The sequence below is a fragment of the Streptomyces himalayensis subsp. himalayensis genome (assembly GCF_013778455.1).
GTDB classification, from domain to species: Bacteria; Actinomycetota; Actinomycetes; order Streptomycetales; family Streptomycetaceae; genus Streptomyces; species Streptomyces himalayensis.
The window spans coordinates 123,326-145,663 of sequence record NZ_JACEHE010000009.1 but is presented as its reverse complement, the minus strand read 5'-3'; the positions used below and the strand labels follow the sequence as shown (position 1 = coordinate 145,663).

24 protein-coding genes and 1 pseudogene are annotated in these 22,338 nt (G+C 68.6%); 11 read left to right on the top strand and 14 right to left on the bottom strand.

All coding sequences use genetic code 11. The features are described from left to right. Positions 1–44: 44 nt before the first annotated feature. Positions 45–602 carry a metallophosphoesterase family protein gene (locus tag H1D24_RS17070; protein WP_181658546.1) on the top strand — a complete coding sequence of 186 codons (558 nt, stop codon included), beginning with the start codon at positions 45–47 and terminating at the stop codon, positions 600–602. Here H1D24_RS17070 and H1D24_RS17065 read toward each other — a convergent pair. From H1D24_RS17065 to H1D24_RS17045, 5 genes are all read right to left on the bottom strand, one after another. Continuing rightward, complete coding sequence (locus tag H1D24_RS17065) at positions 596–1,042, bottom strand: nitroreductase family deazaflavin-dependent oxidoreductase (protein WP_181658431.1); 447 nt, start codon at positions 1,040–1,042, stop codon at positions 596–598. The genes H1D24_RS17070 and H1D24_RS17065 overlap by 7 nt on opposite strands. An 84-nt stretch (positions 1,043–1,126) precedes the next feature. Further along, positions 1,127–2,212, bottom strand: a complete 1,086-nt coding sequence (locus H1D24_RS17060; protein ID WP_181658430.1) for an iron-containing redox enzyme family protein — start codon at positions 2,210–2,212, stop codon at positions 1,127–1,129. Next, positions 2,209–2,550 (bottom strand): CDGSH iron-sulfur domain-containing protein, encoded by a 342-nt coding sequence (locus H1D24_RS17055; RefSeq protein ID WP_181658429.1) that lies wholly within the window; start codon positions 2,548–2,550, stop codon positions 2,209–2,211. Before H1D24_RS17055 ends, H1D24_RS17060 begins: the two co-directional genes overlap by 4 nt. After that, positions 2,534–3,220: a HemK2/MTQ2 family protein methyltransferase gene (locus H1D24_RS17050; protein WP_181658428.1), complete on the bottom strand. Its 687-nt coding sequence runs from the start codon at positions 3,218–3,220 to the stop codon at positions 2,534–2,536. The genes H1D24_RS17055 and H1D24_RS17050 overlap by 17 nt, the downstream gene beginning before the upstream one ends. Positions 3,221–3,348: 128 nt before the next feature. Continuing rightward, complete coding sequence (locus tag H1D24_RS17045) at positions 3,349–4,887, bottom strand: aminotransferase class I/II-fold pyridoxal phosphate-dependent enzyme (protein ID WP_181658427.1); 1,539 nt, start codon at positions 4,885–4,887, stop codon at positions 3,349–3,351. Between the two features lie 366 nt (positions 4,888–5,253). Here H1D24_RS17045 and H1D24_RS17040 point away from each other — a divergent pair, with 366 nt between their 5' ends. The 4 genes from H1D24_RS17040 to ctaF all read left to right on the top strand — a co-directional run bounded on the left by H1D24_RS17040 (position 5,254) and on the right by ctaF (position 9,216). Then, positions 5,254–5,820, top strand: coding sequence for an ATP-binding protein (locus H1D24_RS17040; RefSeq protein WP_181658426.1), 567 nt, complete (start codon positions 5,254–5,256; stop codon positions 5,818–5,820). 244 nt (positions 5,821–6,064) lie between these two features. After that, positions 6,065–6,883 (top strand): VOC family protein, encoded by an 819-nt coding sequence (locus H1D24_RS17035; RefSeq protein WP_181658425.1) that lies wholly within the window; start codon positions 6,065–6,067, stop codon positions 6,881–6,883. A gap of 195 nt (positions 6,884–7,078) precedes the next feature. Further along, positions 7,079–8,830: an aa3-type cytochrome oxidase subunit I gene (gene ctaD / locus H1D24_RS17030; protein WP_181658424.1), complete on the top strand. Its 1,752-nt coding sequence runs from the start codon at positions 7,079–7,081 to the stop codon at positions 8,828–8,830. Next, the gene (gene ctaF / locus H1D24_RS17025) at positions 8,827–9,216 is read left to right on the top strand and encodes an aa3-type cytochrome oxidase subunit IV (protein ID WP_181658423.1); all 390 of its coding nucleotides are present in this window, start codon (positions 8,827–8,829) and stop codon (positions 9,214–9,216) included. Before ctaD ends, ctaF begins: the two co-directional genes overlap by 4 nt. 62 nt (positions 9,217–9,278) lie before the next feature. On the opposite strand, the gene qcrB is transcribed toward ctaF, so the two are convergent. The 4 genes from qcrB to H1D24_RS17005 form a co-directional block, all read right to left on the bottom strand. Beyond that, positions 9,279–10,913 carry a cytochrome bc1 complex cytochrome b subunit gene (gene qcrB / locus H1D24_RS17020; RefSeq protein ID WP_181658422.1) on the bottom strand — a complete coding sequence of 545 codons (1,635 nt, stop codon included), beginning with the start codon at positions 10,911–10,913 and terminating at the stop codon, positions 9,279–9,281. Between the two features lie 186 nt (positions 10,914–11,099). Further along, a complete protein-coding gene (locus tag H1D24_RS17015) occupies positions 11,100–11,342 on the bottom strand; it encodes a DUF5133 domain-containing protein (RefSeq protein WP_181658421.1) in 243 nt (80 codons plus the stop codon). Between the two features lie 431 nt (positions 11,343–11,773). Next, positions 11,774–12,271 (bottom strand): SPW repeat protein, encoded by a 498-nt coding sequence (locus H1D24_RS17010; RefSeq protein ID WP_181658420.1) that lies wholly within the window; start codon positions 12,269–12,271, stop codon positions 11,774–11,776. 156 nt (positions 12,272–12,427) lie between these two features. Beyond that, entirely contained in the window at positions 12,428–13,489 is a 1,062-nt protein-coding gene (locus H1D24_RS17005) for a PHP domain-containing protein (protein ID WP_181658419.1), read from the bottom strand. Positions 13,490–13,606: 117 nt separating this feature from the next. Between H1D24_RS17005 and H1D24_RS44060 the strand changes: the two are divergent. From H1D24_RS44060 to H1D24_RS16995, 3 genes and pseudogenes are all read left to right on the top strand, one after another. Continuing rightward, a pseudogene (locus tag H1D24_RS44060) lies at positions 13,607–13,855 on the top strand (hypothetical protein); the annotation flags it as partial. 55 nt (positions 13,856–13,910) lie between these two features. Then, complete coding sequence (locus H1D24_RS17000) at positions 13,911–14,051, top strand: hypothetical protein (protein WP_181658418.1); 141 nt, start codon at positions 13,911–13,913, stop codon at positions 14,049–14,051. Positions 14,052–14,362: 311 nt separating this feature from the next. Beyond that, positions 14,363–14,887 carry a hypothetical protein gene (locus H1D24_RS16995; RefSeq protein WP_181658417.1) on the top strand — a complete coding sequence of 175 codons (525 nt, stop codon included), beginning with the start codon at positions 14,363–14,365 and terminating at the stop codon, positions 14,885–14,887. A 221-nt stretch (positions 14,888–15,108) separates the two neighbouring features. On the opposite strand, the gene H1D24_RS16990 is transcribed toward H1D24_RS16995, so the two are convergent. The 3 genes from H1D24_RS16990 to H1D24_RS16980 form a co-directional block, all read right to left on the bottom strand. Beyond that, a complete protein-coding gene (locus H1D24_RS16990; protein ID WP_181658416.1) occupies positions 15,109–15,471 on the bottom strand; it encodes a four-helix bundle copper-binding protein in 363 nt (120 codons plus the stop codon). 139 nt (positions 15,472–15,610) lie between these two features. After that, positions 15,611–15,910, bottom strand: a complete 300-nt coding sequence (locus H1D24_RS16985) for a DUF4235 domain-containing protein (RefSeq protein WP_181658415.1) — start codon at positions 15,908–15,910, stop codon at positions 15,611–15,613. Between the two features lie 28 nt (positions 15,911–15,938). Beyond that, positions 15,939–17,036: a glutathione S-transferase family protein gene (locus H1D24_RS16980; RefSeq protein WP_181658414.1), complete on the bottom strand. Its 1,098-nt coding sequence runs from the start codon at positions 17,034–17,036 to the stop codon at positions 15,939–15,941. Positions 17,037–17,416: 380 nt separating this feature from the next. Between H1D24_RS16980 and H1D24_RS16975 the strand changes: the two genes are divergently transcribed. Next, positions 17,417–17,785, top strand: coding sequence for a hypothetical protein (locus tag H1D24_RS16975; RefSeq protein ID WP_181658413.1), 369 nt, complete (start codon positions 17,417–17,419; stop codon positions 17,783–17,785). A gap of 262 nt (positions 17,786–18,047) precedes the next feature. Here H1D24_RS16975 and H1D24_RS16970 read toward each other — a convergent pair whose 3' ends face one another. Beyond that, positions 18,048–18,383: a hypothetical protein gene (locus H1D24_RS16970; RefSeq protein ID WP_181658412.1), complete on the bottom strand. Its 336-nt coding sequence runs from the start codon at positions 18,381–18,383 to the stop codon at positions 18,048–18,050. Between the two features lie 206 nt (positions 18,384–18,589). Here H1D24_RS16970 and H1D24_RS16965 point away from each other — a divergent pair, with 206 nt between their 5' ends. Together H1D24_RS16965 and H1D24_RS16960 are read left to right on the top strand one after the other, a co-directional pair. Further along, the gene (locus H1D24_RS16965) at positions 18,590–19,000 is read left to right on the top strand and encodes a DUF3662 domain-containing protein (RefSeq protein ID WP_181658411.1); all 411 of its coding nucleotides are present in this window, start codon (positions 18,590–18,592) and stop codon (positions 18,998–19,000) included. 486 nt (positions 19,001–19,486) lie between these two features. After that, positions 19,487–20,446 (top strand): class I SAM-dependent methyltransferase, encoded by a 960-nt coding sequence (locus H1D24_RS16960; protein ID WP_258564121.1) that lies wholly within the window; start codon positions 19,487–19,489, stop codon positions 20,444–20,446. Between the two features lie 209 nt (positions 20,447–20,655). Here H1D24_RS16960 and H1D24_RS16955 read toward each other — a convergent pair whose 3' ends face one another. Continuing rightward, entirely contained in the window at positions 20,656–22,227 is a 1,572-nt protein-coding gene (locus H1D24_RS16955) for a glycoside hydrolase family 53 protein (RefSeq protein WP_181658410.1), read from the bottom strand. Between the last annotated feature and the right edge of the window lie 111 nt (positions 22,228–22,338).

The window sequence follows — 22,338 nt, the reverse complement described above, 5'->3', positions numbered from 1 at the left end:
TCCCCGGCGCCACAGGCGGCAGGACGGCGGATACGGTGGAGGGCGTGCGCCTGCTGCTGATGTCCGACACGCATCTGCCCCGCCGGGCCAGGGAACTACCTCCGGAACTCCTCGAGGAAGTTCCGCTCGCCGACGTGGTGATCCACGCCGGTGACTGGGTGGACACGGACACCCTGGACCTGCTGGAGAGCCGCGCACGGCGGGTCATCGGCGTGTACGGCAACAATGACGGGCCCGAGCTGCGGGCGCGGCTGCCCGAGGTGGCCCGGGCGGAGCTCGCCGGGCTGCGCTTCGGAGTCGTCCACGAGACCGGCTCGGCCCAGGGCCGGGAGCGCCGCTGCAGTGAGCGGTTCCCCGACCTGGACGTCCTGGTGTTCGGCCACAGCCATATCCCCTGGGACACCACGGCGCCCGGCGGCCTGCGGCTGCTGAACCCGGGTTCGCCCACGGACCGGCGGCGCCAGCCCCACTGCACGTACATGACCGCTGTCGTGGAGGAGGGCCGGCTGACCGACGTGCGGCTGCACCGCTTGCCGCCCCGTGCCGAGGAAGCGACTCGCCGCCCTCCCGTCACGCGGCGGCCGGCGCCGCCCGCTCAGTGATCCTCTGCCGCCGGCTCCAGCACGAAGACCGGGATCACCCGGTCGGTCTTCTTCTGGTACTCGGCATAGTCGGGCCACGCCTCGACCGCGCGCTCCCACCACACGGCCTTCTCCTTGCCCGTGACCTCACGCGCCGTCATGTCCTGGCGCACCGGGCCGTCCTGGAGCTCGACCCTGGGGTCGGCCACGATGTTGTGGTACCAGACCGGGTGCTTGGGGGCGCCGCCCAGTGAGGCGACCACGGCATAGGTGCCGTCGTGCTCCACCCGCATCAGCGGGGTCTTCCGGATCTTTCCGGTCCTGGCGCCGCGGGTCGTCAGGACGATCACGGGCTTGCCGCGCATCGTCGTGCCCTCGGTGCCGCCGGAGCTCTCGTAGAGCCCGACCTGCTCACGGGCCCACTGGGTCGGGCTCGGCTCGTACTCGCCCTCAAGAGGCACAGAACGCTCCCGTCGTTCGCATCGTCTGTCGCTGACGTCCCATCATCCTCGAGGAGGCGGATCGACAGAAGGCAGGAGACGGATTCACGAGGACGGGCCGTCCGGGAGCGGGGTGCGCAGGGCGGTGCGGTTGTCGTGCCATGCCTCGAGAAGCCGGTGCCCGAGCCGGTCCTCGAGCAGGCCCGTGGCGTCGATGCCGAAGGCCACGTCGGGAGCGAGTGTGGGCTCGTCGTCGAGCAGGCCGCCGATGACGTCATGGCGGACCACCTGTTCGTGCACGGCGTCGGCCTCCACGTGTTCGGCGTAGAAGCGTTCCGCGGCGGGACCCGCGCCCGTACGGCGCATGGCCTCGGCGAGGCGCCGTGAACCGGGCGACGACGTCACCTCCACGAACGCGAAGTGCCCGACCAGAGCGCCGCGGAGGACCCGGTGCAGCCCGAACAGCGACATGAGGTTGACGGTGGCCAGCGCCTCGGCGGGTGCGACGTCGACGTAGTGGCCGTAGGTCGTGTCCAGCCCCAGGTCCGCCATCAGATCGGCGAAGAGACGGGCGTGCATGTCCTCCGCGTGACCGGCGCCGAACTCGTCGTACTCGACGGCCGCCATGGCGGCCTTGGCACGGCCGCGCAGCCGCGGGATGACCCAGGCATGCGGGTCGGCCTCCTTGAGGTGATAGAGCGAACGCACGGCTGCGTACTCCCGCAGGTGCCACAACTGGCCCTGGTTCCTGAGAAAGTGGGTGACGCTGGTGCCGTCGTCGCCGATCGGTTCGACGAGCAGATCCGCGAGCGCGTCGTCCACGCCCCGGCCATGAGGGGTGTCCCTTCGCAGCGCGGTGAGGAAGCGGTCCTCCAGGATGCCGCGCAGACCCAGCAGACCGGCGTTCCACTCGAGATGGTCGTCGACTCCCTCGAACCCCCTGTAATGCATTTCGTAGAGGACGTAGAGGGCCAGATGAAGATCCTCGCCGTACGGGTCGGCGCGGGCGACGTCCGCGTGCCCCGGCAGGGGATGCGCGGCGCCTTGCAGTGCCGGGATCACGGAGGAGGACAGAGCGCCGCGCGGCTGCGGAAGCACGGTACCGGCGGGCCGCCGACGCAATGACTGCACGTGCCTGCGCCGTTCTTCCCGGGCCGAGATCACTGGGCGGCCTTCCTGGGAGGTGGTCATTCTGCGGCTCCGTTCGCGTCCGCCGGGTCCTCCGCGTCGTCGTGCGCGCCCTCCGCGACTTCCGTGTCCTGCGGGTCTTCGGCATTGCCCGTGCCCGCCGCATCGCTCCGCCTCGAGCCCGGGCCGTGCGATTGCGGTCCGGCCCTGACGCGGCGGCGGTGGCTGGTGTCGCACCACGGATACGTACGGCTGCGCCGGCACGTGCAGAGGGCTACGGCGAACCGGTGTGAGGTCACCACGCTGCCGTCCTCCATGACGACCTCCACGGGTCCCTCCACCACGAGGGGCCCGTCGCGGTCGATGGTGACGCGGCGGGGGCGGTCAGATGTGTTCGGCACGGACGACCACAAGTTCTTCCTGCTCGTCGTTGGGGTCCAGCAGGCCGCGCGAGCGAAGCCACGACAGCCGGGAGCGGACGACCGGCCCGAAGGGGACGAATGCCCGGTCGGTGACCGTGGCCCACAGCCCGGCGTCGGCCAGGCGCTTGAGGGTGGCCTCGGTCCCGCACAGGGCGGAGTGCACGAGGAGCAGCACGCCGTCAGGGCGCAGCAGGGACGGCGCCGTGTCGCAGATGCGGTCCACGAACGCCCGACCGTCGGGACCGGCGTCCCATGAGCGGGCCGCGCGGTTCCGAGGCGGGGAGCCGGGAGGTGTGGGCACATAGGGAGGGTTGCTGAGGACGATGTCGTACGACCGGCCGTGCACCGGCTCCAGCAGGTCTCCTCGGTGTACGGCGATGTGGCGCCCGGCCAGCAGGGCGTTCAGCCGGGCTGTCAGCACGGCCCGTCGTGCGATGTCCGTCGCGGTGACCCGGGCGCCCAGGCGCGCGGCGTACAGGGCCAGTGCTCCGCTTCCGGTCCCCACGTCCAGCACGTCCGTGCCCGCTCCGACAGCTTCCCGACGCAGGGACTCGGCCAGCAGGTATGTGTCGTACTGCGGCGTGTACACCCCCGGCAGCGTAAGGACATGGTCCATTCCGGGCAGCCTCACGGCTGCTGCCGTGGTCATGCGACACCTCCGTCACGCGGCACACCGCACACTCGGTTCCGTCGGGCTGCGGGTGCCCCACTGGCTGTGGCCCACACGTGCGGCCGTGGTGGCAGAGAGCGTGTGGCCGAGAGCGCTTCCGGAGGACCTCATCCCGTGCCCGTGCCCATGCCCGTGTCTGGGCCTCCGCCTGTGCCCATGCCCATGTCCGTGCTGTCGCCGGTCCGGACCGCCCGGACCCGCACGGTGTCCAGCGCCGGATCCGCCGCGTCGGGGAGATGCATCCCGGCTTCGACACCGGTCCGCAGATAGCGCAGGACGGGGTCGGTGAGGCGCTCCCCGGGCAGCGCTGCCGGGATGCCCGGAGGGTAGGGGGTGAGCATCTCGGCTGCGACGCGCCCGGCGGCCTGCTCCACGGGCACGTCTTCCACCTCACCGAAGTACGCGTCGCGTGGCAGGCACGTCTGCTCCATGCGCATGTTCTCGCCGCTCGGCACCTCGACGAATGGTGCACCCGCGAGTTCACCCGCGTGATCGGCGAGGTCGTGCAGAGCGCTGAGCAGCGGCGCGGTGGTGGCCGTCGAGTCCGCATGGGTGAGCTGGGCACTGATGCGCCGGTGGTCCACGATGTGCATGTCCATGCCTCGCCGGGCGCGCAGCCAGTCGCCCGCGTGATAGCCGCTCGTGCCCAGCCCGGTCACGTCGATGACCACGGGAAAGATGTCGATGTCCGCCGCCAGGCCGCGGCCGACGAAGTCGTGCTCGTCGAGCACGTGCAGGCCGGAAACCGCCTCGATGCCGGCACGCACCTCGCGAGCCAGTCTGAGGGCGCTCTCCAGAAGGTCCTCGCCGTGCAGCACCATCTGCCGACGCCAGGCGTCGAGCCCGGCGAAGATCAGTACGGAAGGGCTGGTCGTGCCGAACAGATCGGCCCGTGACTTCAGGTGCGACCGATCGATCAGGTCCCCTTGCAGATGGAAGACCGAGCCCTGCTCAAGACCGCTGCCCATCTTGTGGATGCTGGTGACGCAGACGTCGGCGCCCGCGTCCATCGCCCAGGAGGGCAGGTCCGGATGGAACGGCAGATGCGCGCCCCACGCCTCGTCCACGATCAAGGGCACCGAGCGTGCGTGGCACACCTCGGCGATCCCCTCGAGGTCCGCGCAGCTTCCGTACGGCGTGGGACTGGTCACCAGCGCGCCCTGCGCGTCGGGATGACGGCGGAACGCGCCTTCGAAGGCCTCGGGTGAGGGAGCGTGGGCCAGTCGCATCCGGGTGTCCCACTGCGGGTCGACCCACACGGGTTCGATGCCGGAGAGGATCAGCCCGGAGATCACCGACTTGTGCGCGTCCCGCCCGACCAGCAGCTTCTCGTGCGGGCCCGCCACCGCCAGCATCGCCGCCTTCACGGACAGGGAACTGCCGCAGGTGGTGAAGAACGTGTGCTCGGCATGGACGGCATCCGCCATCAGCCGCTCGGCACGGCGCAGGACGTCGCCGCTGGTACGCCGGTCGTCGAGGCCGCCGGAGGCGAGGACGTCCGAGTGGAACACCGCGTCCCCCAGTACCTCCCGAGCCGCGGGGTCCGCCCCGCGTGCCTGCTTGTGTCCCGGTGGTGTGAAGGCCAGCTCGCCCTGCTGGTGATAGCGGTGGAGGGCCTCCAGTACCGGGGCCTGTGTGTGATCCATAGGAGACGGTTTCCTCGGCGAGGCAGTTTCGAACACCACGGCTCGCGACGTTCCGGGGCACATCGCGACGTGGCGGTTGGGCATTCGCCACACCCCGTACTCCGTATGGGGAGCGACGCGACGGAGCGAGCGGCCACTCAATGTTGCGAACAGGTAACACAGAGTGCGGATCAAGCGGTTTGACGACGTCGAAATATGCAGGTCGCAGGCGTGGTCGGCTACCCACGGTGCTCCTGTTGCAGGAGTCGAGTCATGCCCCCACGCTGGAGGCAACTCAGAAGCGACCACTGCTCACGCTTCGTGTTCGGGGCTCTCCCATTCGGGCGAGGCGAACGCAGTGAGCTTCGCGGGTGAGGAGCCAAGACGATGAACGTTCCGGTCAACAGCAGCTACTACATGGTCGAAGTAGAGGCGCGCCGCGAACGGGTTCCACAGATCAGGCGCATCGTGGCCGCGCATCTCCGGTACTGGAGGCTCCAGCACCACATCGGCCCGATGTGCCGCGGTGTCGACGAGCTGATGCTGAACGTCGTGGAACACACCGGCGACGACAAGCGCTGTGTCGTCGAGCTGTGGTGGAACGGCAAGAACCTGATCGCCGCCGTGGCCGACTACGACCGCCGTATGCCGCGACTGCTCGGCCCCACGCGGGGCGGTCTCGCACGGATCGCGGCCATGAGTGACGGCTGGGGCGCCTACGGGACCCCTGAGGGCAAGCTCGTCTGGTTCTCGAGGCGCGTCAAGGCCCTCGACCGTGAACCGCTGGCGTGGTCCAAGCCGTCGCCGTTCCTGCAGGAGGCGAAGCGGGCTCCGGACAGCCCGTCGCTGGTCCCGGCCGGCATGCCGCTCATCAGCTTCGACGACGTCGAGGAGCGGGAACGTGAGCTGGCCGAGGTCGTGCCCGCCGCCCGCCTGGTGCGGCAGCGGGCCTGACGGCCCCGGACATGGCGCATTCATTACGGATGCCCCTCCGTGTCCGGCGCTCGGAAGTGGGTACTTGCCCATAGGCTCAGTGCCGCCGACGAGCGCCGCACGGCCTCCCGACGGACGATGGGCGTCCCGCACCCGCGCTACCCCGGGGCAGCGACCCCGGGGGACGCCCGTCGGCCGGAAGACAGAGGTGATCGTCGGCCCCAGGGGCCCGGCGAACCTTCATACGAACGAGACGCTGACTGCGATGGACAACAAATCCGCGGCACCCGCCGCACAGACGACCACGAGCCATGCCGTCCCCGGGGCCCCGTGCTGGGTCAGCCTGATGACCCGCGACCTCGAGGAGGCACACGACTTCTACGGCAGGGTGCTCGGATGGAGATTCCGGCCGGCCAGACTGGGCGACGAGTTCAGCGTCGCCATGGTGGACGGCAAGCCGGTCGCCGGCATCGGCGCTCTCGCGCACGCCCTGCAGGTGGCCGTGGCGTGGACCCCTTACTTCGCCGTCAGAGACGCCGACGAGACCGCCGGGCGCATCAGGGAGCGCAGCGGCACGATCGCGGTGGGCCCGTTGACCTTCACGTCGGGACGCGGTGCACTCGCGGCCGACCGTGACGGCGCCGTGTTCGGTATCTGGGAAGGCGAGCTCTTCGCCGGCTGGGGGACCTGGCGGGACGAGGCGCCGGCCTCGCTGCGCCTGCGCACCCGGGACGCCTTCGAGGCGGCCATCTTCTATGGACAGGTCCTGGAATGGGCCTCCGACAAGCCGGGAGCTTGCGAGGTCGAGTACGCGAACGAGGAGGTTCTCCTGCGCTGCGGAGGACAGATCCTCGCCCGCCTCAGCTCCGGCGCGCTCGAAGCCGCGGCCGACCCCACGGTCAGGCCCCGATGGCAGGTCATCTTCACGGTTCCCGATGTGGACGAGGCGGCCAAGGTGGCGGTGAAACTCGGCGGCACGATCATGGAGGAGCAGAAGACGAGCCTCGGTGAGGAGATCACTCTGCGCGACACGGAGGGCGGTCTGTTCACCGTCGCACCCCGCTCCATGGCCGTGAGGCCGTGACCTCCGGGCGTGCTCAGGAAGTGACGACCGCTCCGCAGGCCCTGCCTCCGGCGCGCTCCGGAACCGGTACCGGACCGGCGCCGAGGTCCTGGACCGAACGGCCGAGCGCAGGTTTGCGGGCGCCCGGCCGCGGCTAATCACCTGCCGCGCTGATGCCGTGATGGCATCAGCCGGTCCTCGGCGTACGGAGGGTGCATGCCGCAACTCGGCCACGAGGTGGCGCAACCGGCTCCGGAGGCGGGGCCGCCGGGGCCGGGCCGCCGGGTCGGTGCGGGGAACAGGCTGCTGACCTACCTGACGACCACCGACCACAAGGTCATCGGCAACATGTACATGGTGACCGCCTTCGGGTTCTTCCTGCTGGGCGGTTTCCTGGCGATGCTGATGCGGGCCGAACTCGCCCGGCCCGGGCTGCAGTTGGTGTCGTCGGAGCAGTACAACCAGCTGTTCACCATTCATGGCACGGTCATGATGCTGCTCTTCGCCACGCCGATGTTCGCCGGCTTCGCCAACGCCGTGATGCCGCTCCAGATCGGATCACCCGATGTGGCCTTCCCGCGGCTGAACGCGCTGACCTACTGGCTGTTCCTGTTCGGCGGGCTGATCGTGGTCTCCGGGTTCGTGGTCCCGGGCGGCGCGGCGGCCTTCGGCTGGTTCGCGTACGCGCCGCTCAACAGCGCCGTCCGCGAGCCCGGCGCGGGCGGGAACCTGTGGGCGATGGGGCTGGTGCTGGCGGGCCTCAGCACCACGCTGGGTTCGGTGAACTTCATCGCCACCATCGTGTGCCTGCGGGCGCCGGGAATGACGATGTTCCGAATGCCGATCTTCACCTGGAACATCCTGTTCACGTCCATCCTGGCGCTGTTCGCATTTCCCGTACTGGCTGCCGCACTGCTCTGCCTGGTCGCGGACCGGAAATTCGGTGCTCACATTTTCGACTCGCCGAACGGCGGCGCTATCCTCTGGCAGCACCTCTTCTGGTTCTTCGGGCACCCGGAGGTCTATATCGTCGCCCTGCCGTTCTTCGGTGTGGTCAGCGAGATCATTCCGGTGTTCAGCCGCAAGCCGATGTTCGGCTATCTGGGCATGGTCGGAGCCACGATCCTCATCACCATGCTCTCCGCGGTCGTCTGGGCCCACCACATGTTCGCCACTGGCGCGGTGCTGCTGCCGTTCTTCGCCCTCATGTCGTTTCTGATCGCGGTTCCCACGGGGGTGAAGTTCTTCAACTGGATCGGCACGATGTGGCACGGCAGTATTTCGTTCGAGACGCCGATGCTGTGGTCGCTCGGTTTTCTGGTCACCTTTCTGCTCGGCGGGCTCAGCGGAGTTCTCGTCGCCTCACCGCCGTTGGACTTCCATCTCACCGACACGTACTTCGTCGTGGCGCATCTGCACTACGTGCTGTTCGGAACCGTGGTCTTCGCCATGTTCGGCGGGTTCTTCTTCTGGTGGCCGAAGTGGACCGGCCGCAGGCTCGACGAACGCCTCGGAAAGATCCAGTTCTGGACGCTGTTCATCGGATTCCAGGCGACGTTCCTCGTCCAGCACTGGCTCGGGGAGATCGGCATGCCGCGGCGCTACTCCGACTACCTTGCCGCGGACGGATTCACCGTACTGAACACCATCTCCTCCATCGGCGCGTTTCTCGTGGGCCTGTCCACACTGCCGTTCCTTTACAACCTGTGGAAGACAGCGAAATACGGACCCAGGGTCGACACCGACGACCCCTGGGGGTTCGGGCGTTCTCTCGAGTGGGCGACTTCCTGTCCTCCGCCGCGCCACAACTTCGTTGCGCTGCCCAGGATCCGTTCCGACTCGCCCGCCTTCGACCTGCACCACCCCGAGGCCAGAGCGAGGATCCGTTCGGAGATCGGCATGGAGGAACCAGCGGGAGAGGGCAAGGAGAGACCGAGCCCCGATTCGCACGGAAGGTACAGCGTGTGAAAACCGAAGCCTGGCTCTTCGCCGGGGTGGCGGGATTCTTCCTCGTCACGGGTGTCGGCTACGCCTGGTTTTCTCAGGAGCCCGCCGGCACCGCGGCGCTGACGGTCTGCTTCCTGATGGCCGGCCTGATCGCTCTCTTCTTCACGCGGAAATACCGGCTCGGCGGGTCCCGGCCGGAGGACCGCAAAAACGGGGAAGTGGCAGAACGCGTGGGCGCGTTGGACTTCTTTCCACCGCGCAGCGCCTATCCGCCGGTGACCGCTCTGGGTGCGGCGGTGGCGGCCCTGGGGGTCGTGTACGGCCTGTGGCTTTTCGTGATCGGGTTGGGAGTTCTCGGCGCCGGTGTGGTCGGGATGGTTTTCGAGTACGCCCACCGGGGTGAGTGAAGCGGGCATCGGGCTGTTGGCAGCGGGGTGAGTGACGGGGGCATCGGGTTGTTGGCAGGCAACTACTCCCTTGCCTCGCCGCGGGCCGGTTCGGCGAGCGCCTCCTGGATATGGCGCTCCTGCTCGGGCGTCGCCGGCATCTCCACGCGGTCGCCGTAGTACCAGGTGCTCAGAGCGGACCGAAGCCGCTGCAGGCGCGTTGCGGGGTGTTGCGGGCGGGCCAGTGGGCGGGGCACGTCCCGCACCAGGATGCGGTAGCGCAGGCCCGCGTCCACCGGGCGGTGGCTTTCGCTGATCCCGCCGTAGACGCTCTGGCTCACCGCGCCGGTCTCCTCGCCTTCCAGCAGCAGTCGCCGTTCGCGGTCCTGCAGCGCCAGACAGAGCCGCTTCGTGACGACGAAGGCGACAACGGGACCGGCGAAGACGGCGATACGGAAAATCCACGTCAGCGCGTTGACGGAGACCAGGAACGAATAGGCGATCACGTCATTGCCGCCCGCGAGCAGCAACACCGCGTAGAACACGATGGCGGCGACGCCCAGAGCGGTACGGGTGGGCCGGTTACGAGGCCGGTCGCACAGGTGGTGCTCCCTCCGGTCGCCCGTCACCCATCGCTCGAAGAAGGGGTAAGCGAACAGCACCATGAACAGCAGGCCCGGCAGAACCACCGCGGGCAGGAACACGTTCCACATCACCGTGTGCCCGGCCGCCGTGGTCTGCCACGGCGGCATGATGCGCATGGCCCCCTCCAGGAAGCCGACGTACCAGTCCGGCTGTGCGCCGGTCGCCACCTGGTCGGTGCGGTACGGGCCGTAAAGCCAGACGGGGTTGATCTGCGCGACCGCCGACAGTCCGGACAGCAGACCGAACACCATCAGGAACAGGCCCGTGGACTTGGCGGTGAACTGGGGAAACATCGGCTGACCGACCACATTGCGGTTGGTCCGGCCACGCGCGGCCCAGTGTGTGTGCTTGAGATACACGACCAGCATGAGATGGACAGCGACAAGAGCCACCAGCACGCCGGGCACCAGCAGAATGTGGACGACGTAGAGCCGGGGAAGGACCTCCTCGCCGGGGAACTGCCCGCCCCAGATGAAGAAGCTGAGATAGGTACCGAGGACCGGAATCGACATGACGATGGTGTGCGCTGTGCGCAACCCGGTGCCCGACAGCAGATCGTCCGGCAGGGAGTAGCCGGCGAAGCCCTCGAGAAGGGCAAGGAGGAACAGCGTCACTCCCATGATCCAGTTGAATTCGCGCGGCTTGCGGAAGGCACCGGTGAAGAAGATCCGCAGCATGTGCAGGCCGATGGCGGCGACGAACACCAGCGCCGCCCAGTGGTGGATCTGCCGGATCAGCAGTCCGCCGCGGACGTCGAAGCTGATGTCGAGCGTGGAGGCGTACGCCTGCGTCATGGCCTGGCCGCGCAGGGGCTCGTAGCTCCCCTGGTAGACGCTCTCGGTCATGCTCGGGTCGAAGAACAAGGTCAGATAGGTGCCCGTCAGCACCAGGACCACAAAGCTGTACAGGGCGAGCTCGCCCAGCAGGAAGGACCAGTGGTCGGGGAACGCCTTCCGCAACAGGCCCCGGCCCGCCTCGGACGCGGGCAGCCGAGCGTCGAGCGCATGAAAACCGGTGACCGCCGCCGAATGCGCAGACTCTGTCAGCCTCTCCCTCCGCTTGCGGAACAGCATGCGCCACCTTCACCCCTGGTCACCATGGATGCGCTGAGTGTTCAGGCGTGCTGATGGGTAACCGGGGAGCGGTCCGGCCAATCGTGCGGGCTTTTGGGATTAGGCAGAACAGCGGCAACGCCCAAGGGGCGACTTACGGTGTCGAAGCGGGTACCTCACAGAATTCCAACCGGCCGGCGGCACGGCCTACGTATCGGCTTCATGCACCTGGGGCTCCGCCCGCGAGCTGCGCGACGGCCACAGGTAGCTCTCCGCCGCCAGGGCGGCCTCGCGTGCGTTGCGTCGGCCCATGAGTACGCACAACGTGTAGGCGGTGTCCTCGAAGCGTCGGCGCACCGTGAGATTGGACGGATCTGCCAGCATCATGCGTTCCCAGGCGCGATAGCGGTTGAGAAGGCGGGCGACCCGGGCTTTGTCGGGCTGAAGCATTGCACTGCTCCCCTCCGGACGGATTGGGATTCGTTGTGCGGGGGCCGAGCGCAAGCGCCACCCGAGCGGGCTATGTCGTTACGCCAGGCCGTGCGCCGGGCTGTACGCCAGGCTGCTCCACGAGTAATTTTCGCGCCTTCTCCCCGAATGCCTCTTGTTGGCCCTTCAACTTCACCTCCTTTACGGTGTGAGACAGCTCGGCCACGACCGGCTCGGCCACGACCGCGTACGGCGATCCAGCCGCACAAGAGAGCAGCCGCGTACCCCAAGCCCGCAGGCTCCGCGGTACGCGGCTGACTCCTCGGTCGTATTGCGCGAAGGCTTCACACCTCGGACTTCGCGCCTCCGGCTTCACTCGGGCTTCGCGCAGCCGGCTTTGCGCCTCCGGCTTCACACTCGGGCTTCGCGCAGCTGGCTTCGCGCCTCCGGCTTCACACCTCGGGTCGCGCCTCCGTCCGGCTGTACGGCTCGGCCGTCGTTGCCTGGCCCGTCGTCGTCCCGCGGCCGGTCTTGGTCGCCGCTCCGGCGCAGACGAGGCCCAGCAGGACGGTGAGGGCGCCGATGAGGACGTTGTTCAGGATGACGCCGGCGTCGGGTCCCCGGCCGACCACCCACGGAGAAATGATCATCCAGACGCCGATGGCGCACATGGCCCAGCTCAGGCCGTACATCCTGGCAGGGTTGACGGTGAAGCCCAGGGCCAGCAGGCCGATGGCGACGCCCATGATCAGGTTGTGCCCCACGAGTGCGGGCTGGCTGGCGCCGAAGTGGAGGATCCACGGGGATGCGGCACAGTACAGGCCGATGAGGAACACCGGCGCATCCACGAGTACCACATCACGTCCGCCCAGTATGCGGGCGTAACGGTCCCGCATTTCGGAAACGTCGGGGTGGGCTGTTATGTCTCCCCGGTGCGAAACGTCGGCCATGAGACTCGTCTCCTTACAGTTCCTGCAAGTCTGACCGCGTCGCGCGGCGGGATGCCGCACATGTTCATTCTGCGCTTATTTCTTCTTTATGGATAGACCGTAGAAAAGGGGCAAACCGCTACGGTGGGTGACCGCGCGGCGGGCCGCCAGGACCTGTCAGGGAGCGCGCGAGGGCGTCTCCCGCGTACGCGTCCAGGTCAGCAACTCCTCCGCCGTCCAGCTGGTGATGACCCGCTCGGCGGGCACCCCGCACTCCTCGGCGCGGGCACAGCCCAGGATCTGCCAGTCGAGCTGACCCGGGGCGTGCGCATCCGTGTCGATGGAGAACAGCACGCCCGCATCGAGGGCCTGGCGCAGCAGACGCCGCGGGGGATCCAGCCGCTCCGGACGGCTGTTGATCTCCACCGCGGTGCCCGACTCGGCGCAGGCGGCGAAGACTTCGTCCGCGTCGAACTCCGACTCGGGACGCCCGCGCCCGGACACCAGTCGGCCGGTGCAGTGCCCGAGCACGTCCGCCAACGGGTTGCGCACGGCCGCGACCATACGGCGCGTCATCGCGGCGGCGTCCATGCGGAGTTTGGAGTGCACGGACACGACCACGACATCGAGGAGTTCGAGCAGCTCCGGCTCCTGGTCGAGCGATCCGTCCGGAAGGATGTCGCACTCGATTCCGGTGAGCAGCCGGAACGGCGCCCATGTGGTGTTGAGTTCGGCTACCACGCGCAGCTGCTCCCGCAGCCGCTCGGCCGACAGGCCGCGTGCCACGGTCAGCCGCGGGGAGTGGTCGGTGAGTGCCGCCCACTCGTGGCCCAGCTGAGCCGCCGTCCGCCCCATCTCCTGGATGGGGCTGCCGCCGTCGGACCAGTCGGAGTGCATGTGGCAGTCGCCCCGCAGCAACGCACGCAAGCGCTCGCCGACGCGCTGCGGGCCCCCCTTCGTGCCGCCGCCCGTCTGTTGTGACGACTCGGCCTCTTGCTCGAGCCGCTCGAGATAGCCGGGCACCTCACCGGCCAGCGCCTCCCGCACCACGTTCGCCGTCTTCGGTCCGAGGCCCTTGACCGCTTCCAGCGTCCCGGCGGCGATACGGGACGCCACCTCTTCGTCCGTCATGGCCGCGACGGCGTCGGCAGCGGTGCGAAAGGCCCGTACGCGATATGTGGGAGCCTGCGTCCGCTCCAGCAGGAAGGCGATCCGCTTGAGTGCCTCGACGGGATCCATGGGCACCTCCTGCCGGCGGACCGGCCCCTCCGTCACCGGACCGGCCCCTCCGTCACCGGACCGCGTCCGTCACCGGGCCGCGACGTCGCGGGCCCGCGGCTCCAGGTTCGCTCAGCCGTGCCCGGCCCGCATGGCGTGCGGGCGGCTCCTCGCCCTGCCGGTGCCCGGAGCGCGCCGCTGTCGGCAGAGCGCGACAGAACCAGCCCGCGCCCGGATCCCGCAGGCCTCCGTGCGACTGCGGACCGGCGACATCCATCGCCCCGGTTTCGGTCGCCTACGGTGCGGTCGCGGCTTCCGGACACCACCGGTGCGGCGCTCACCGACCCGGATCACCTCGCCGGGATACGCGCCCTCGCGATCCGCCCCGCCTGGCGCGACGTATGGATCTGCCCCTGGCCGGGCGGCAACCTCCAGGCCGTCGGTGTCGGGAACCGACATCAAGGTCAAGGACTTCCGTACCTGGCACGCGACCGTGCCCGCCACGGTCGCGGTCGCCGTCACCATCGACGAGGCGCGCGCCACCGAGGCTTCGATGCGGGCGAGACCATCGGGCCCACGTTGATCCGGCTCGGAGAGCACGGCCGGTTCTGCCGTCCGGCCATCCAGGGAGCGGTGGAGGCGACCGTACTCGAGCTGCCGACCCGTCTGAGAGGCGTGTCGTTGCGCCCTGAGCTGAGGCGATCAAGAGACCGTAAGTGATGTGCGACACCGGGACTCGAGCAGAAAAGGACTCTTATTGATCAGTTCCCGACCGGATGCCCTGGTCATCGGGTACGGAACCGGAAAAAGCCCGGAACGATGTTGGTTTCGGGCATTTGACACCCTGCCGCGCACGCGGGTAGGAAACAGCTCTGTGGAGCCGAGGGGTGAATTGTGCACGAACCGAACATCGTGGGGGACTGGCAGGAGTACGACGACGAGCACCCAGGTCTCCGGGTTCGTGTCCATGACCTGAAAAAGGACGAGCCGCCTCGAGGTCGCGACGACCACGCGAAAGATCTCACGTACTTCAGTTTCCGCGTAACCGTGGAGAATCGCACCGGGGAATCGATCGCCATTCAGCTGGAGGACGGTCAACTCGACGTCCGGATCGGCAGCGACGGCGAAGGCGCGTTTCTCGACTGGCGCAATTCGCAGTTCATCGAGGGCTTCGACATCTACCCTCTGCGCCGGGCCACAGCCACGATCTACGCCGCCGGTCCGGCTGACCAGATCGAGATCGTCGACATTCAGGTCCAGTTGAGAGCCGATGACGAATGGACCCGTCGCTGTGTGTGGGCCGGCGGCATCGGCATGCCCCAGCCCTCGGCATGCGGCGGAAAGCGGACCGGCGCCGCCAAGGACAGCATTGCCGCGCAGGTCAGCCGCTTCCTCGAAGGGGAAACCGGACCGGCCTGATTCCCAGGCCCGCGCACACGCCGTGGCTCCGGCTGTAACGGCCGGAGCCACGCGAACGTCCCCGCACACGGGCTGGGCCGTGTGTGGGACCTGGGCCGTGTATGGGACCTGGGCCGTGTGTGGGACGCATCCGGCACCGGCTGGTACCGAATGCGCGCGGGGCGCACCCGGCACCGGCCATGTGACCTAACGGCCGGATCAGAGCGGGCCTCAGGCGGGCCTCAGGCCGCGGCGCCCGCCATCGTGCGGCACATCTCCGCGCAGCGGCGACAGGATTCCGCACAGCGCATCATCTGTGGGTCCTCCGGCATGGCCATACACGCCTCCGCGCACATGTCGCATGCCTTGGCGCACAACCTGCACATCTCGTTCGCCATGGGCGACCTGCGCATCATCATGTCCGCGCACATGCGGGTCATCTCGGAGCAGTCCATGAGGGCCCGCATGATCTGCATCTGTGCCTGGCCACCCATCTGCAGGCAGGAGCTCATGGTCTCCTCGCAGGTGCTGTGGCACGACATGCACGCCTCGACGCAGTCCTGCATCTCTTTCGGCATCGTGGTGGTGGTTCCGGGCTGCTGCATGATTCCTCCTCGGAGTGACGGTGACCCAAGCCGGGTCCCCTCGCCCTTCCGTCGTACGCCTCCTTGCCACCACGCGCCATCGGGCGGGAACAGTCCGCTCCCTCCGCTAGGGGGCTCGTCGGGCAGCAGAGGGGTGGCGTCAGTCCCTGCCCCTGCCCTTTGCGCTCTCCGGCCAGACGCCGGTCGTGCGTTCGATGGCCTTTGCGCCGGCGCGGTCGACGGCGCTGCGGACGACGGCGAAGATCGCACCCTGAACCGCGGCCGCCAGCAGCACTTCGCGCCAGGTTCGTTCCTTGTCGAGGGCGTCCGGCGCGTCCTCCTCGTGGCGTATCGCCTTCCACATCGCCTGGAACGTCAGACCGGCCAGGGCGCCGCTGGCCCAGCCGAGCACGAAGCCGAACGGTTTGTAGACGACGGGAAGCTTCTTCTTCTTGCGCACCTGAATCTCCTTCGTGCGGTTCGTAGGGTCAGGGACGTCCGGCTGCCGCGACCTGCTCGTCCGGTGGGACCGGTCCGGGCGGCGTACCGTCACCGAACGGCCGTCCGCCCAGCTCATGTCGGTGGTGGGGCGTGAGCCACCCGGCGAGATCCGGGCCGACGGGCACGATGCGCGTCGGGTTGATGCCGGTGTGAACGCGGTAGTAGTGCCGCTTGATGTGATCGAAGTCGACGGTGTCACCGAAGCCTGGCGTCTGATAGAGGTCCCGGGCGTACGCCCACAGGACGGAGTCCTCCGCCAGCTTCCACCGGTTGCACTTGAAGTGGCCGTGGTAGACGGCATCGAAGCGGACCAGCGTGGTGAACAGCCGGATGTCTGCTTCCGTGATGGTGTCTCCGACGAGGTAACGGCGGTCGGCGAGCCGTTTGGAGAGCGCTTCCAGGCGCCGGAAAACGTCGGCGCAGGCTCCCTCGTACTCGCTCTGACGCGTGGCGAAGCCCGCCCGGTACACGCCGTTGTTGACATCGTGGTAGACGTCGGCCATGACCTCGTCGATCTCCTCGCGCAGCTGTTCCGGATAGAGGTCGGGTGCACCTGGGCGGTGCAATGCCGTCCACTCGGTGGCGAAGCCCAGCGTGATCTTCTGGAAGTCGTTCGTGACGAGCCGGCCGCTCGGTATGTCCACGATCGCCGGCACGCTGACGCCGGCGGAGTACTCCCTCTCGCGGGCGTCATAGGCCTCGCTGAGGTAGCGGATGCCGAGCACGGGATCGCGGCCGTCCGGGTCAAGGGTGAAGCGCCAGCTGCGGTCATCCTGGATGGGATCTGCGATGCCCAGTGAGAGAGCGCTCTCGAGCCCCAGCAGGCGCCGCGAGACCAGGGCGCGGCTCGCCCACGGGCAGGCGCGGCTGACGATCAGGCGGTAGCGGCCCGCCTCGACGGGCCAGCCGTCCCTTCCGTCCGCGGTGACGCGGTCGGCGAAGTGGCTCTTGGACCGGGTGAAGGTCGTGCGTCCGTATGCGGTGTTGCCGCCGTCGCCACGGTCGTCACCGTCGCCGCCGGTGGCGTTGCTGCCGGTGTGATCGCCGTTGCCGTGGCCGATCCTGTCCTCGTCGGTCCGGCTCATTTCTGGTCTCCTCTCTGGTGCTTGTGAGGCAGATGTGGCTAGGGTGCCTTATGGTCTTGTCGATCCTCCTGAGCCACCTCTGAGGAACTCCCGTCTGGACGCCTGGTCGGAGCCTGGTCCGGCAGGGGAAACGCCCGCAGTACGAGTGCCCCCATTCCGTCGTCTTCCGCCTCCCTGTCCTGAGCGAGGACTGTGGAGGACCTGGTGAGGCTGATCGCCATGGCTGAGGCGGCGGGGGTGGTCATGGGGGTGGTCATGCCGACGGCCACCGGGTAGGACCTGTAGAAGCGCGCTGAGCCGTGGCCAAAGGGTGCCTGCCGTAGGCGGGGCAGGCTGCGGCGCAGCGTGCGCGTCGTGTGTGCGATGAGGAGGAGTGCGGCGTGCTCGGTGGCGTACTTATCGCGGAGAGCCTGCGTGTGGGCAGCGAGCTGAACGGCTTTCCGCTGCAGGTCACGAGGGTGCGGCGGATCGGGGTTGGCAGCGCGACGGCCGGGCAGCCCGGGGAGTGGACCCTGTTGGACTTTCAGGCCCCCGAGGCCGACGCCGAGCGGTTGGCCGCCGCGTTGGCCGGGTGTCTGGAGCCGACGGGCGGGTGGTACGTCAACTACAACACCACGGCTGAGGCGTTCGTGGTCTTCGCCGATCGCGTCTTCCGCTACCCGCGAGGGGATGCCGCCGCGCGCAGCGAGGTGCAGGCGTACGCCCGCTCGGTCGGCGTTCCCGAAGAACAGCTGGACTGGGAGGACTGACCGTCCGCAGTCCGGGAGCCTCGTCGTCAGGGCATCGGGACCCGGCGCGGGACCGCGGGGGCGGCGCCGCGGCCGGCCCGCAGTCCGGGGGCGTGCGCCGTCAGGGAGTCGCCGCCGTCAGGGAGCCTCCGCCGCCCGGACAACGCGCGGAAGTCCCCTGAAGGCGGGTGCGAAGCAGACCGCTAGAGCCGGCCGGTACCGCTGCGGGCGGGCGATACCGGTTGTTCTGCCCCCGATCGCCCGCACCCGCCAGCGCGGCCTCTCAGCCCAGTACCACCGAAGCCGCCGCCGCGATGATGGTGGCGAGGGCGGTCGCGAGCATCGCCGCTCGGACGGTGAGGCAGTTCAGCTCGCCCGGCCGTGGCGGGTACGCAATGGTGGTCCTGCCATTCGCCGCCGGGACCGCCGGGACCGCCGGGGACACCGGGGCCGAAAGGTTACTGCGTACTGTCGTATCATCGGTGCGACGTTTCTCCGCCTCGCGCAGCTGCTCACACCACGGACAGTCCTCCGCGTGTCCGACCGGACTGTCCAGCCAGTAGGCACCTGTGAGCTGCGCATTGGGCGTCGGAATCGGATTACCAGCAGAAGCGTTCATGCTTTGACCAACGTCATCGTCGATCGCGTGGCAATGGAGCCGACCGGTTCTGCAATCGTCCCGTTATCAAGGTCTCGATTTCTTTCGATCACCTGGTCTGCACCTGAACCAAGCCGCGTGACCACGCGCGTGATGCCCCCTGCTGGTCCGACAATTGAGGGCGTATGGGACGCATGGGTGGATTCGCCCCGGGAACCCGATGCGCCATGGGAACGCTGAGCCGATGGGAACGGACGTTGGAGCGCTGGGAAAGTGCTCTGCTGGACAAGGTCTTCCGGAGCGACCCCGTCCAACTGCTCGACGCGCTGCGGCGGGAGTGCGATGACCACGCTGTCGTGTGCAGCGAAAGCCGTGTACTCGTCCCCAATGTCTACACGGTCGAGCTCGTCGGTTTCGTCCACGACGAACTGGTCGGACGGCGCGGCGAGCTGGGTCAGGAGTTGACCGACGTCCTGGACCGGCATGCCGAGGCCAACGGATATGAATGGGCTGGGCCGCTCACCGTCCACGTGACCAAGGTCCGTCATCTGCCCGCCGGCCGGTACCGCGTGGTGAGCAATGCCAGGACTCACGGCATTGCGCCCGCGCACGCCGGGGCCGTGCACCCGTGGGCGTGAAACGGCGGGCATGCGCGGGGTTGTTGTGGGATCGCCGGTATCGCCGCGGCACCGCCGTCAGACGCGGCGTACCACATGGACCAGGTACTCCTTGCGGTTGAGGGAGTTGTGGTCCGTGCGTGGGCGCGTCGGCGGCGTGCCGCGGACGGGTTCCTAGCGGTCGAAGGGCATTCGAGCACGCCCTTGCCGCGCGTCACCCCCGGCAGCAGCTGTTCCAGCTCGTGCATCCGGGCAGCGGGGATGTCGCTTCCAGCGTGCTGGTCGTCACGGGCGTGGACGGAGTACGAGGGGCGGCGCGCGACGGCGCCAGTAAGGGCAACAGCGGTCCGAACAGGTCGACCGGGAGCTCAAGGCGGGCCGCAGATTGATCAGCGGATCCTTGCTCGGCGAGCGGAGTGAGCGCGGCGTGCGGTCCCCCGTGACCGGCCGCGTCCGGGAGCGGCTTAGACCGACCGGCAAATGGTGGGGCGGCGTCACCCCCCCCATTTGCCGGTCGGTCTTAATTCGGTCGCGCTGTGCGGTGGGCATCGTTACCGTCATCCCGTGATCTACGAGCATCCTTTGGCCTACCTGCTTGGCCTTGAGGGCATAGCCCTGCTGCGTTCGTTCACCGGCGAGGCCGACCGGGAGTTCGTCGACTCGCGCATCGCCGAGATCCGTAAGCTGCTCGACGACGAGTCGCTGGCGAGCGCGGCCGTGGAAGTGGCTCGCGTGAACACGGTCGACGGATACCGGATCTGGTCGCAAACGTATGACGGCCCCAACTCGGCGTTCGACTTCGACGGGCCCGTGGTCAAGGATATCGTCGCCGGGCTGCCGACGGGCGTCGCCCTGGATGCCGCGTGCGGCACCGGCCGGCTCGCGGCCCTGCTGGCTGAGCGTGGCCACCGGGTCATCGGCGTGGACAGCTCGCCCGACATGCTCGCACGGGCACGCGAACGCGTGCCGGGTGGCGCATTCCACCTGGGCGACGTGGGCCGGCTGCCAGTGGCCGACGACGCCGTGGATCTGGTCGTCTGTTCCCTGGCGTTGACGCATGTTGCCGACCTGAAGCCGGTGATGGCGGAGTTCGCCAGGGTGCTGCGCCCGGGCGGACACCTGGTCATCAGCGATATGCACCCCGAGTGGGTGGCGCGGGGCTCGATTCCGCCGGTACGCCTGCCGGACGGGCGACCGGGACGTCTGGAGACTTACCGCCACCCGACCGGGGACTACCTCCGCGCCGCGCTTCCCGTGGGGTTGCAGGTGCGCCGGTGCGAGGAACCGACGGAGCCGGCCGTCGAGAGGTCCGACGGTCGCGAGCCGCCAAGGGAACGCATGACGGAACTGGGTCCGTGGGAGGTCTGGCCGTGGTGCTTGGCCGACCTGGTACCCGAGGCCGCAGGAGTCGCACACGCCGGAGTGCCTGCAGTGATCATCTGGCATTTCCAGCTGACCGGGGACTGACTGACCGGAGTTTTGCGACGGGCTCGAACACCGCTGTCCGGGTGCGCCTCACGACGCACCCGGACAGCGGATTCCGGTTCAATTGTGGCGGCCGGCCCGACACGTGTCCCTGTTGGAACAGTGGCGGGCGGCCGCCTGTCGGGCTATCGGAACAGGACGGGCGGCCGCCTGTCGGCCTATCGGAACAGCGACGGGCGGCCGCCTGTGGCCTACCTGTGCGCCCCGAACCAGGACATCGCCGGAAGCGCCTTGTCGTCGTAGCCGAACAAGGCCTGGTTCTCCCAGCCGTTGCCCGAAGACGAGTCCGTCGGGTCCCAGCCGTTGCCGGTGACCGCGTTCCAGGTGGACTCCCAGTAGAAGACGCCGAGGCCGCGGCCGTTCGGGACGGCCTCCACGATGTTCATGATGTCCCGCAGCCAGGCGGACTGCCCGGCCGTCGAGGCCGCGTACCCGGCCACCAGTTCACCGGTCGTGTCGATGATGTTCTCGTGCGAGTCCTCGCTGTCCAGCCGGAACGGGTAGGCCGTCTCGGCGACGAAGACGGGCTTGCCGTAGCGGGACGCCGCGTCGTCCAGGGTTGTCTGGAAGTCGTAGAGCGAACCGTGCCAGTAGCCGTAGTAGGACAGGCCGATGGCGTCGAACTTCACACCGTTGGAGACAGCGCTGTCGAACCACCAGCGGGTGCCCGACAGGTCGCCGCCCTTGGCGAGGTGCAGCGCCACGGTGGTGGACGAGTTGACCGCCTTGACCGCGTCGTAGCCGGAGTTGAGCAGCCCGGCGAGCTGCGACCAGTTGTCGGTGGAACCCTCGGACCACAGCATGCCGCCGTTGATCTCGTTGCCGACCTGCACCATGTCGGCCGTGGTGCCCTGCGCCTTCAGGGCGTTCAGGACGTCGTACGTGTGGTTGTAGACGTCCGTCTTCAGCTGGCTGTACGAGTGCCCGGACCAGGCGGCCGGCTTGGTCTGTGCGCCTGGGTCGGCCCAGGTGTCCGAGTAGTGGAAGTCGACGAGCAGCTTCATGCCCTGCGCCTTGATGCGCTTGGCCATCGCCAGCACGCGCGTCTTGTTGTTGTAGCCGTCGGCGGGGTTCACCCAGACCTTGAGGCGGGCGTAGTTCTGACCTGCGGACTTCAGGATGGCGAGCGCGTCGCCGGTCGTGCCGGAGCTGTTCCTGTAGACGCCGCCGAGAGCCTCGCTCTTGGCGAGCGACGAGACGTCGGAGCCCTTGATGGACAGGCCGGTCTTGCCCGACGTGAAGGTCAGATCGTCGACGTTGATCCAGTTGCCCGCCTTGGCATCGGAGTTGATGCTGATCGTGCACTGGTTGTTCGTCACCGCGATGGAGGTGACGATCCGTATCCAGCCGCTCGACGAGACCGGCAGATCGGTGCGCTGCTCCGAACTGCCGCAGTTCTTCAGCGCGATGTACGCGGAGTTCTGGCCGCCGCCCGACCGGACCCACGCGGTCAGGGTGTAGTTCCCGTTGGTCAGCCCGGACAGGTACTGGTACGTCTCCACCTTGTACGCGGACGACGACCAGTGGGTGAGGCGGTAGCTGCCGCCGTGGCCGCCCGCCTCGGTGAAGGAGGCGGCGTTCTGGCCGGCCGCGGAGTAGGTCGACCAGCCGGTCGGGGTCGCCGTACCGGTGCCGTTCGACTCGAAGCCGCCGTTGGTGAGCGTGGATGCCGCGTGTGCGGCGGTTGCGGGAAGTGCCGTGAAGGCGAGGCCGGCTGCCAGCGGGAGGAGCAGGGCCCGCAGGGTGCGTCTCGGATGGAACATCGTCGGTCCCTTCGACGAGATTCAACGGAGGTGGGGGGTGGAGTGCGGCGTCGTGCCCTGAGCTCGAGCACGACGCCGCACGTACCGGCCGGGGGTCCCCCCACGGTCCCG